The sequence below is a fragment of the Halorubrum distributum JCM 10118 genome (assembly GCF_000337335.1).
GTDB lineage: Archaea > Halobacteriota > Halobacteria > Halobacteriales > Haloferacaceae > Halorubrum > Halorubrum distributum.
The window spans coordinates 1-2581 of record NZ_AOJN01000037.1; the positions used below are offsets into that span (position 1 = coordinate 1).

Annotated in this window: 2 protein-coding genes; both read right to left on the reverse strand. The window is 63.0% G+C overall.

Annotated elements, in window-relative coordinates:
- Positions 1-593: 593 nt before the first annotated feature.
- Entirely contained in the window at positions 594-896 is a 303-nt protein-coding gene (locus C466_RS05990; protein ID WP_004595136.1) for a hypothetical protein, read from the reverse strand.
- Between the two features lie 79 nt (positions 897-975).
- Complete coding sequence (locus C466_RS05995) at positions 976-2367, reverse strand: signal recognition particle protein Srp54 (protein WP_004595137.1); 1392 nt, start codon at positions 2365-2367, stop codon at positions 976-978.
- Positions 2368-2581: the final 214 nt, after the last annotated feature.

The window sequence follows — 2581 nt, forward strand, 5'->3', positions numbered from 1 at the left end:
GGGACTCGAAGGGGCAGTCGCGAGGCCGCAGTAGGCGACGTAAGCACCGCAGGGAGCGAACGGAGTGAGCGACCGAGGAGCGTGGTTCGAGAGAGCAAAGCTCTCTCGTCATCACGAAAGGCGCGAAGCGCCTTTCGAACGACAGCGAGCGTACTGCGGCCTCGCGGCTGGGGCTTTGGAGGTGGTCTCCGCCAATTCCCAATCGGTTATTTATAAACGAACGGCTGGGGCTTTGGAGGTGGTCTCCGCCAATTCCCAATCGGTTATTTATAAACGAATAGCTGGGACTTTGGAGGTGGTCTCCGCCGCGTCACAGTTATCGATTTATAAACGAGCGATCGAGGAGTCAGAAGGATTCACCGCCCCCGCGACGGCGACGGCTTATAAATAAACAGTTGGATATTCGTGATTCAGCACCACCGGCGCCGCGCAGTCATTTATAAATACACGAGCAGTTCGGGGATGGTATCCTGCTTAGCTCCGCTGAAATTCTCATATCTCGTGCGGTTTTCATCGGATTCGCTCGGTACGGGTGATCCACACATCGACGTGCGGTACGGATCCGCCCCTACCGTGTTGAGAACGGCCGTCCGTCACTCAATGATATACTCCGGGGCGAGGAACATTGTGGCGAGAAAACAGACGAACACAAGGATGGCTGTGAGACGCAGTAGACCGGCCGCCCGTCGTCGGGTTTTCGGAAGGGATTCGGCGAGTCCGGACAGCGCGGTTCCGACGATAAAGAACAGTACCCACGGCACTACCGCTCCAGCTTCGCCGACGCTCCACGCATACACGAACACACACGAGAAAGAGACCGACGCGCCGAACTGGACGAGTGAACTGGGCCGACCCTGCGGTTCGTTGAACAGAACGTCGCTGACGTAGGGGACCATAGCCGATGTGTTCCTGCTAAAGATACTAAATGATGGCTTAATGTGGTTTGAGGGCCAGGATTTCGACGGATCCGACTAGTTAAAACGGCCCTTTCCCGCCGCCCATCATGTCGCCGAGGCCGCCGCCCTCGCCGCCCATCTTCTTCATCATGCGCTGCATGTCGCCCTCGCCCATCCCCTGGAACTGGCCGATCGTCTCCTCCATCATCGAGTGCTGTTCGAGGAGCTGCTGGACCGTCTCCTCGTCGGTGCCGGAGCCGCGGGCGATGCGCTCGACGCGGGACTGACCGACGACGCGGGGGTTCTCCAGCTCCTCCTCCGTCATCGAGTCCATGATGCGCTCGAAGCGGCGCATCCGGTCTTGGGTAACGTCCATCGCGTCGTCGGGCAGCTCGTCCATCATCCCGCCGCCGAGCCCGGGGATCATGTCCATCACCTGGTCGAGCGGCCCCATCTTGTTCATCGCGTCCATCTGCCGTTTCATGTCCTTCAGGGTGAACTCGCCCTGGAGCATGTCCTCGGGGTCCCAGTCCCCGTCCTCCTCCTGGGTCTCCTGCATCGCGCGCTCGACGCGCTCGGAGAGCTGCTTGAGGTCGCCCATCCCGAGCAGCCGGGAGATGAACCCGGAGGGCTCGAACCGCTCGATGTCCTGGACCGTCTCTCCGGTGCCGAGGAAGGCGATGGAGGAGTCGGTCTCGTTGACCGCGGTGAGCGCGCCCCCGCCTTTCGCGGTCCCGTCGAGCTTGGTGATCACGACGCCCTCGATGCCGATCGACTTCTCGAACTGGCGGGCCTGGTCCTTCGCGCCCTGACCGATCGCGGCGTCGAGCACCAAGAGCGAGCGGTCGGGGTCGACCACGCCCTCGATCTCTTCGATCTCCGCGATGAGGTCGTCTTCGAGCGCGTGGCGCCCCGCCGTGTCGACGATGTGGACGTCGGCGTCTTCGGTCTCTTCGAGGCCGGTCCGCGCGATGTCGACCGGGTCGTCGTTGTCGGGGTTGCCGTAGAAGTCGACCTCGGCGCGCTCGCACATCTGCTTCGCCTGGTCGTACGCGCCCGGCCGGAAGGTGTCCGTCTGGATCACCGCGGGGCGGAGCCCCTTCTTCGAGAACCACCAGGCCATCTTCGCCGCGGACGTGGTCTTCCCCGACCCCTGGAGGCCTGCCAGCAGGATCGTCTGGTTCTCGAGGGGGAGCTCGGTGGAGTCGCCCACGAGCTCGACCATCTCCTCGTAGACGATCTTGAGGACGTGGTCCTTCGCGGTGGTGCCGCCCGGCGGCTCCTCTTCGAGCGCGCGGGACTTGATCGAGTCCGACAGCTCCATCACGAGGGAGACGTCGACGTCGGCGGAGAGGAGGGAGCGCTGGATCTCCTTGACGATCTCCTCGACGTCGCTCTCGGAGAGTCGGGACTTCCCCTGGAGCTTGTCGAGGCTGCTCCGCAGGGACGTGCCGAGGTCGTCGAGTACCATTTGCCGGAGATAGGCGGGCGACGCGGTAAAGCTTTGTTCGTCGGCGGTGGCGGGATACGTCGCTGATCGCGGATCCCCGCCGAACGCCTCCAGAGCCCCGGCTGCTCGCTTATAAATGATTGAGTGCGGATCGGCGGTGAACACCGCCAAAGCCCCAGCCGTGAGGACGGCGCAGGCGACGTAAGCACCGCAGGGAGCGAACGGAGTGAGCGAC